The sequence below is a fragment of the Hydrocoleum sp. CS-953 genome (assembly GCF_002260545.1).
In the GTDB taxonomy this organism is placed as follows: Bacteria; Cyanobacteriota; Cyanobacteriia; order Cyanobacteriales; family Microcoleaceae; genus Trichodesmium.
The window spans coordinates 1-9,224 of the sequence record NZ_LGSU01001282.1 but is presented as its reverse complement, the minus strand read 5'-3'; the positions used below and the strand labels follow the sequence as shown (position 1 = coordinate 9,224).

The window sequence follows — 9,224 nt, the reverse complement described above, 5'->3', positions numbered from 1 at the left end:
ATTATCAATTATCCATTATCAATTATCCATTATCAATTATCAATTATCCATTATCCATTATCAATTATCAATTATCAATTATCAATTATCAATTATCAATTATCCATTATCCATTATTTACCCCTACTTTCTACTCCTTATTTTTCTGTATATTTTTATTTATATTCTTCCCAAGTTTTACCTTGTAATTTTTGGGCTAAATCTTTAGCGTCTTTCACGTCACCAATATCAAATTTACGAATATCAAAGTATTGTTTACTACTTTGCATACCTCCAGGGGTAGTTTTACAAAAAATCAGTTGGATGTAAATCAGTTAGTAAAAATACTCGTGCTGGATACTGTGAATCATCTAAATAACTACGACGAATTCTAGCAATTTCAGCTAATTCTTCATCAGATTTATTAATATTTTTCCACTTAATAGAAAATTCTTCTTCTGACTCAATATCCACAACTGCTTCAATCTTGGCAACCCAGTCTACTTGTTTATTTCGATATACTCCTAAATAAAGACTACGACGATGACTATACGAACCACCTTTGGCTGTACAAACATATATCTTATGTTTAATTACATCATCATAAGTTCCAGCACAATTAACAACATCTAGACGATATTTCCAAGAAGGTAGCAAATCTTCTTCATTAAAATACTCTTCTAAATCATTAATCGCATCGGCGAGATTTTTGGGTAAATTACTCAGTTTGATTGACTCTAAAAAATCTTCAAAACTAATTGGTAAAAATAAAATTTTATCTGCTTCAGCAGTCTTTTTAACATTAGAAAAAGCCGGAGCTTTAGGTTCATCTTGTTCATAGTTAGCAAGAGCAATAAGAATTTTTCTACCTTGCTTTTGCTTAAGACTTTCTAGATGACGTAATAATTGTTCTTCATCCAAACTACTTCCTCTCTTTGTTTCGAGCAAAATATAAAAAGGTTCTTGAGTAATTTCCCCATCAGGAATGCTTTGTTTTTTTCCTGCTTGTTGAGTGAATTTCACTCCTACTATTCCAGATAAACCTTCACCTAATAATTTGCTCAAAACTTCTGATAAAAATTTGGGATTTTCTTCATAAAGCATTTTGAGAATCAGCAGACAATGATTTGTAGTCTGATTTTCTCTTTGAGAATAAGAAGGGAAAAGGCGAATATTTCTGCTCATTTCATTTGATTTTATTTTTTATTATTTGAAGATGTTTATTACAGCAGGGAAAAGGGAACCGCTGCAAAAACATTTCTGCTGTCTAAGATTAATCATCTATAGTAATAAGTAATAAGTAATAAATAGAATGTAAGGATTCAGCCGTGAGCTAGCCTCTTTTACTGCGGAATGCTCCGCAAACCCTAAAAGCTATCAGCTTCATTACCTTGTAATATCATGTCCGGATAAGAGCGTGATAAACAACTTTCTCCTTCTTTTCTTCTTTCTTCCCTCCTGAATTCTGAATTCTGAGGACTGAGGACTGAGTAGTTTATTTATAACTGTTCAACCGGACATGATATAAAGCAGGAAAAAGCTATTTAGAGATTTTATAGAATTAAAAGTATGAGTAAAAGTCTATCAGTTAACCTTAATATTCTCTCGAACTACATTATTTATTAAAAAGCTGAGAGCTGACCGCTAATAGCTGAATACTTACAATAGAATTAGGACTTATGTAAAGAAACCCGGTTTCTAGGATAAATTATTGTTTTTAACAATAAACATCTAGGATATACTAGGTTTCTGGATTCGCCCGTATAAGTCCTGTAGAATATTCCTTGTGGAAATAAACCCCGTTTCTTGTCTGACCAAGAAATAAGGTCTCAAGCCTCCTCCTTTTCAAGAGGATGAAAAAAATAAGCTTCAGTATTTCAATCCCGATCCAATAGCTAGGAGATACTGATAACTGATAACTGATAACTGATAACTGATAACTGAAATTACAACGCCCCTGCCGCAGTTTTGTCAAGAATACCCCCGGACAAATGAGAAGTAATGTTCATTACCTCCAATACGGGAGGTCCATCTGGGCCTTGAGGATAATCAATGACACTAACCGCCCCGTTACCCTGCTTAAAATTCCAGAAATGTTGGGGTTCCAAACCAAATAATTGAGAAAGAATAGCCTTATTAATAGCATCATGGGCAACTACAATACCAACACCAGAAACCGACCGAACAATCTCTTTCCAAGTAACCAGCGCTCTTTCCCAAACTTGCTGTAAATTTTCCCCCTCTGGCATTTGTACCGTTTCTGGAAATTCTTTCCACTGCTTCAATAACCCAGGAAAACCGTCTTCAATTTCTGACTCAAATTTTCCTTCCCAGAGACCGTGGCTAATTTCCCATAAACCATCATATAACTTTAACTCTACATCTGGGTGATGCTGCAAAATAATCTCCGCCGTTTCTTTAGGACGTAACATCGAACTACTTACAGCAAAATCTAGATGTACATCCTTGAGAAACTCGGCAGCTTGGCCAGCTTGCACCCGACCATTATCATTAAGTGGTACATCAATTTGTCCCTGAAATTTACCATCTCGGTTCCAGTCAGTCTCACCGTGGCGCACCAGTAACAACCGGGGACCTTGATGTTTATCCCTAGGTTTAGGAAACTTTTCACCAATCTGAGTAGTGAGATTCATTGATTCTAACTGTACAGATCCTCTTGGTTCATATTCTCCAGAAAAAGAGGGATAAGGAGGAGTAAAATTAAGTATATTAATGCCACAGTTAGATTGTTGAATTGAGTGGTAATAAGATGGTTGTATTCCCAAAGCTGTAGAAATGAGGCAGCGATTAATGCCATTATGGGCAACAACCAGAACAGTTTTATGAACATTGTTGGTCAAAATCTCTGGCCAAAACTGATGAGCTTGGTCAAACAGAGATAATACAGGAAAATGCTTGATTTGACCTTCTGGTGTTGAGACCTCCATACAGAGTTCGTGGGGACGGTTTTTCCATAAACTATAATCTTCTGGATATTTATCAATTACCTCTTCACGCAACATTCCTGCCCACAAAGGTAAATCAATTTCTCTTAAGTTTTCTTTGATTTCGATTGGAGGAGGAGAGTCTAAACAGGAGCAAATAATTTCAGCAGTTTGTTTAGCTCTTTGTAGAGGACTGCTATAGATAGCATCAAATTTTAGGTTTTGAAGAGCTTCACCTACCTGACGAGCAGTATTTTGGCCTGTCTCTGTGAGAACTGACTTATCAAGGCGACCTTGAATTCGACGTTCTATATTATAGGTGCTTTGGCCATGACGCACAAGGATAACACGGGTACTCATTGATAATTTCGATTATTGGGTTGGTTGGAAACTGTGGAATAGACTGCATTTTACACTGTTTTTGATCTTATAGCTGAAGGAAGTAAGGAAGAAGGAAGATAGTTTTTTCCTCATCAAGTCATTTTATTCCATCCGTAATAGATGAAGTGGAAAACCACAAACATTTTCATTTTATTAAGCTCCTGAAAAAAATGGCGCCTCAAAGGATTTTCGATTGCATNGCTGAAGGAAGTAAGGAAGAAGGAAGATAGTTTTTTCCTCATCAAGTCATTTTATTCCATCCGTAATAGATGAAGTGGAAAACCACAAACATTTTCATTTTATTAAGCTCCTGAAAAAAATGGCGCCTCAAAGGATTTTCGATTGCATTATCACCAAAATTCTGATAGAATAAAATTTATTGGGTACTACTCGCCCATATACATGACTATTTGTTCAACTATTTTTTCTGACTCAGAGGCGATCGCTCTGATACAGGAATTGTTCTGTGGAAAAATACCAGAAATATTTTCATCCTGTGAAGCACCAAAAAAAATGGTGGCTTTTTCCTGATCAAGTCATTCCATCCGTACCAGATGAAGTGGAAAACCACAAACATTTTCATTTTATTAAGCTCCTGAAAAAAATGGCGCCTCAAAGGATTTTCGATTGCATCATCACCAAAATTCTGATACAATAAAACTTATTGGGTGCTACTCGCCCATATACATGACTATTTATTNAGATGAAGTGGAAAACCACAAACATTTTCATTTTATTAAGCTCCTGAAAAAAATGGCGCCTCAAAGGATTTTCGATTGCATCATCACCAAAATTCTGATACAATAAAACTTATTGGGTGCTACTCGCCCATATACATGACTATTTATTCAACTATTTTTCTAACTCAGAGGCGATCGCTCTGATACAAGAATTGTTCTGTAGAAAAATACCAGAAATATTTTCATCCTGTGAAGCACCAAAAAAAATGGTGGCTTTTTCCTGATCAAGTCATTCCATCCGTAATAGATGAAGTGGAAAACCACAAACATTTTCATTTTATTAAGCTCCTAAAAAAACAAAAGTCAAAAGTAATTGTATACTCTAAAAACTTTTACGCTACAGTAATTTCAATAGTATTGAATTAGGGAGATATGAATGACAATTAAAAAGTTAATTTTAACTATTCTGACTATTGTAGCGATCGCTTTTATTAGTTTTTCTTTAATTAGTAGTGTAACTCAGCCACAAATTCAAAGTCGTCTGGAGTTGTATCAGACAAATTTATTGTTGCACGCTGCGGAATGGGAGCCTGAAGATTTAGACAGTACAAATTTTAATCTAGCTAGTCAAGCTTTGATTGGTAATGACTCTTATCAAGCTGGATTAATACAGTACAAAAATGCTCGTGATTCGGCTCAAAAACAACTGGAAAAACAAGAAAATAAATTACAAATTTTGCCTTTAGAAGAGCAGATATCAGCACAAAAGCAACAGCTAAACGATAATATTAATCAGTTAAAAAATCTAATCAATGAATTTGATATTAGTATTGGCATTTTGCAAGTGGAAAAAAATCAAATCAATGAAGCTAGGCAAAGTTGGCAAAATTTAACTGATTCAGAAACAGCAAATCAATCTTTAGGAGAAACAGCAAAAGTATTAGCAGAAATATGGGGTAGACCAGCCAAAATTTTACCTAATGCAGAATTTTTAATCCAACAAAATTTAGATGGATGGTTTCGCTATCGTGCTTTAAAAGAATTATACAAATTACAGGAAAGACAAGAAGCTTTAGTAGAACTAGAAAACCAGGAACAAGAAATAGCAAAACAATCAGTATTAAAGTTAGCAATTGTTGCTGGTGTACCGGGAATGGGATTAGTATTCGGAGTAGGATTACTAATATTTTTAGGAGTGCAATGGTTAATTTCTGGCAAGGAATCTTTATTATTAAAAAATGCCGATTTACCTTGGGAAGTAAGTTGGGATGGTGAAACAATTTTACAAGTATTTGTCGTAGGTTTTTTCTTAGTCGGACAAATTATGATTCCTTTAGGATTAGAGATTTTTAAAAGTTTCACAAATGTGCAACCTGCAATGATGGGAGTTAGGGTACAAGCGGGGTATATTCTTGGTACTTATATTTTGTTTTCTCTGGGCGGTTTCTTAGTATTGTATTTATCATTAAAGTCATTTTTTCCCTTGCCAGAAGGTTGGTTTAAATTTGATTTACGCGGTGGTTGGTTTTTCTGGGGTTTAGGTGGTTATTTTGTAGCTTTGCCAATGGTAATTTTAATATCTCTAATTAATCAACAATTATGGCAAGGTCAAGGCGGCAGTAATCCAATTTTACCTATTGCTTTAAACGGGCAAGATGGTTTAGCTTTAACTCTATTTTTTGTCACAGCTTCTATTGCTGCACCAGTTTTTGAGGAGGTTATGTTTCGCGGATTTTTGTTACCTTCTTTGACAAAATATATGCCTATTTGGGGAGCAATTGTCGCAAGTGGTTTTTTATTTGCTATGGCTCATTTGAATATTTCTGAAGTGTTGCCTTTAGCAGTTTTGGGAATAATTTTAGGGGTAGTTTATACCAGGTCTCGTAATCTTTTGTCTTCTATGTTTTTACATAGTTTATGGAATAGTGGAACATTATTAAGTTTGTATATTCTAGGAAGTGGAAATTCTTAATATTAGGAGGGAATAGGGAATAGGTAACAGGGAACAGTTTACCGAATAATTAATAATTAAGAGTAGAAGCGTCAATAATTAATTATTCATTCAACAATTAAGGTTTAAAGCCTCCCTTTGTAATGAAGAATTAATATATTCCGAGGGCGAGTGCTAGGTAAATAGTTTATATATTGCTCCTAAGCGCCGTGATAGTCATTAATTATTAATTGTTAATTGTTAATTGTTAATTGTTAATTGTTAATTATTGAGGAGGGGTAATTATTAATTATTAATTGTTCATTGTTAATTGCTGAACAATTTCTTCCTTTTTCCCGCTTTCTCACAAACAGACTGTCAAAAATAAATTGTTTGATAGTCAAAATATTCTAATGTAATAGCTGATAAAGGAGTCAAAACATACTGTTGACCGAATAATTAATAATCATTAATTATTCAGCTTGATTAGCCTCCCCTTGGCTGCGCCACGAGCTGTCGCTCTACAAGGGGAAAAAATAATATTTCCTTATATTCAATTCCGTAACGGTTTTAACCAGAAGTAATTATCCATTAATGAACAACTTGTTCGTTCTTCTACCTTCCTTCTTCCTTCTTCCATCCACATTCTTCCTTCATCTCAAAAATTATGGAACAATGGATTAATAATTTTCAAGGTGAACTAGCTGCCTTAAGTGCAGCATTTTTATGGGCAATATCTTCCGCTGGTTATAGTTTACTTGGTCAAAAAATATCTCCCTTAAAATTAAATTTATTCAAAGGTTTAATAGCGATCGCTCTGATTTTTATTACTTTAATTATTAGTGGTAAACTTCAGACAGAACTAAACTTAGTTACGATTAATTTATTTCTAATGAGCGGTATTATTGGTATTGGTTTAGGAGATACTGCATTTTTTTCTGCCCTCAAAAATATGGGTGCAAGAAGAACTCTCCTGATGGCAACTTTATCTCCTCCAATAACTGCTTTATTAGGTTTAATTTTCCTAGAAGAACAATTAACTTTTGGTGCTTGGTGCGGAATTTTAATTACAGGAATAGGTGTAGCTTGGGTAATTTCAGAAAGAACTCCTGCTGCAGGAATTAATAATATTAATATCAAACAAGGAATAGTTTGGGCAATATTAGCAGCAATAGCTAATTCTAGTGGTGCAATTATTTCCCGTTTTGCTTTACTTTCCTCAGATATTACTCCTTTATGGAGTACATTATTCAGATTAATTGGAGGCACAATTATTGTTGTATTGTTGTTGTTNAATATTAGCAGCAATAGCTAATTCTAGTGGTGCAATTATTTCCCGTTTTGCTTTACTTTCCTCAGATATTACTCCTTTATGGAGTACATTATTCAGATTAATTGGAGGCACAATTATTGTTGTATTGTTGTTGTTTGTACAGAGGATAAACCAGGGAGAGTTAGGGAAAATTAACTGGTCAATGAAACTTGTAGGAGGGATTTTTATTGCAACTTTTGGCGGTACTTATTTAGCTATTTGGTTACAACAAACTTCTCTCAAATTTGCTCCCGCAGGTATCGCCCAAACTCTTTTAGCTACCAGTCCAATATTTATTATTCCCGTTGCTGCTCAAATGGGAGAAAAAATAAGTATTAGGTCAGTTTTTGGAGTATTAGTGGCAGTAGTAGGAATTAGTTTGTTATTTACTTTTCAGTAATAAATTTTAGATAGGATGTTAATAAATAGTCAATGCACACTTTGGGAAATAAGAAGTAATAAGTGTAGGTTGGGTTGACGTAGGAAACCCAACAATAAGGCTTGGTTGAGTTGCTTCTGGGGATAAGCTGCGTTAATACTTAATTCTACAAGTGCTTACCAAATAATTAATCATTAATAGTTAATAATTAATAATTAAACACCTTGGTTTAAAGCCTCCCCTTTTTAGAGGATAAAATCAAAAATTTTCCTTAACTGTTAATCCCCTTCTTTTAAAAAGGGGTAATTATTAATGGTTAATTGTTAATTGCTAAAATTTTTAGGTGTGTCAGTATAGCAGTAGACTGACATATCTAAAATTGTGTGTTATACAGATTGTTCAATATTTTTGACAGTAAGTAATTCTAGAAGTCTAACCCACCCTACTGGATTGTTTCATCTTAAATGGTGCGTTAGATCATGAGTGTGGGGAGGGTGGGGAGAAAAAGACACCTAGAAACAAAAATCTATTGCACAGTTTTAGCTGAAACAGTCCACTACTGGATTAACTTCCATTTAGCCTCTAGTCTTTCGTTTGTCCCCTAGCATTAAACCGCCCAGTCCTATCAAACCAAGGATTAAGCTTGGTTCAGGAACGCGATCGCTTTCATCCGGAGGAGGCGGTGGGTCTACAACATCAAATGTTGCTATAGTCGCACAGTAGCAAGTGTCAGACCAAAAGTTGTCAAGATAATCCCAACCAAGGATTCCTGAATCGTCAGCCCAAAACCTAAAATAATCAGGATAATAGTCCATTTGATATGGAACCCAAACTTCATCCGACAACTCGTCCCATAGGCTAGTGGATACATAAGAATCCTCTCCTAAAGCATCTATAATGGCTTGCGCAGCCTTCATAGCTCCAGAGTAATTTCCCCAAAACTCAGGGGTTTTTCCTTCTAGCTCGATCAAGTCTCCTGTGTTACCAAACACACTACTAAAACTACCAAACTCAAAAGAAACATCATACTGGGTTCCATCTATTGTCAAATCTTCAATTCCCGTTACCTTCTGAGTATCGCTTGGATCTTNCTCAGGGGTTTTTCCTTCTAGCTCGATCAAGTCTCCTGTGTTACCAAACACACTACTAAAACTACCAAACTCAAAAGAAACATCATACTGGGTTCCATCTATTGTCAAATCTTCAATTCCCGTTACCTTCTGAGTATCGCTTGGATCTTCGTATAATAAAGTAAATGCTTCTGCGGAACTAACACCGGAGAACAGTAATACTACAGTTGTAGCAACAGTAGCGAGGAGAGTTTTTGTTCGTCCTGTTATTTTCGTACACATTTTCCCTCTCCTGAGAAACTTTTCTTGTGGTACACTTCCAATCTAGCAAACTAATATAGCCGTAGTAATACTGAGTTACAAATATTGTTAGATGTTAAAATTTCTTGACTCTCCTGTATGGGGTTGGCATGGTATAATAGGCAAAGGTAATGCACACTTTGGTAAATAGGAAGGTAGATTGTAGTAGACCGACATATCATATATAGAACCCATTTGGTATTTATTTTTTTATACATGATGGGGGTGGGGAGTGTGGGAAGTGTGGG

The 9,224-nt window shown here is 35.0% G+C and carries 7 protein-coding genes and 1 pseudogene; 5 read left to right on the top strand and 3 right to left on the bottom strand.

What is annotated here, in order from left to right; genetic code table 11:
• Positions 1-285: 285 nt before the first annotated feature.
• Positions 286-1,164 (bottom strand): hypothetical protein, encoded by an 879-nt coding sequence (locus AFK68_RS22800; protein WP_143438154.1) that lies wholly within the window; start codon positions 1,162-1,164, stop codon positions 286-288.
• A 761-nt stretch (positions 1,165-1,925) separates the two neighbouring features.
• The gene (locus AFK68_RS22795) at positions 1,926-3,284 is read right to left on the bottom strand and encodes a histidine phosphatase family protein (protein ID WP_094675343.1); all 1,359 of its coding nucleotides are present in this window, start codon (positions 3,282-3,284) and stop codon (positions 1,926-1,928) included.
• A 423-nt stretch (positions 3,285-3,707) separates the two neighbouring features.
• On the opposite strand from AFK68_RS22795, the gene AFK68_RS43575 reads away from it, so the two are divergent.
• From AFK68_RS43575 to AFK68_RS22775, 5 genes and pseudogenes are all read left to right on the top strand, one after another.
• On the top strand, positions 3,708-3,836 hold the full coding sequence (locus tag AFK68_RS43575) for a hypothetical protein (RefSeq protein WP_256386629.1): 129 nt from the start codon (positions 3,708-3,710) through the stop codon (positions 3,834-3,836).
• Between the two features lie 286 nt (positions 3,837-4,122).
• Positions 4,123-4,269: a hypothetical protein gene (locus AFK68_RS37220; protein ID WP_168186608.1), complete on the top strand. Its 147-nt coding sequence runs from the start codon at positions 4,123-4,125 to the stop codon at positions 4,267-4,269.
• Positions 4,270-4,421: 152 nt separating this feature from the next.
• The gene (locus AFK68_RS22785; RefSeq protein ID WP_094675339.1) at positions 4,422-5,957 is read left to right on the top strand and encodes a type II CAAX endopeptidase family protein; all 1,536 of its coding nucleotides are present in this window, start codon (positions 4,422-4,424) and stop codon (positions 5,955-5,957) included.
• Between the two features lie 625 nt (positions 5,958-6,582).
• Positions 6,583-7,208: pseudogene (locus AFK68_RS22780) on the top strand (DMT family transporter); the annotation flags it as partial.
• A gap of 2 nt (positions 7,209-7,210) precedes the next feature.
• Positions 7,211-7,627, top strand: coding sequence for an EamA family transporter (locus AFK68_RS22775; RefSeq protein WP_371357505.1), 417 nt, complete (start codon positions 7,211-7,213; stop codon positions 7,625-7,627).
• A gap of 1,070 nt (positions 7,628-8,697) precedes the next feature.
• On the opposite strand, the gene AFK68_RS39555 is transcribed toward AFK68_RS22775, so the two are convergent.
• Positions 8,698-8,958 (bottom strand): hypothetical protein (locus tag AFK68_RS39555; RefSeq protein ID WP_210407569.1); only part of this gene is annotated, 261 nt, incomplete at its 3' end.
• Positions 8,959-9,224: the final 266 nt, after the last annotated feature.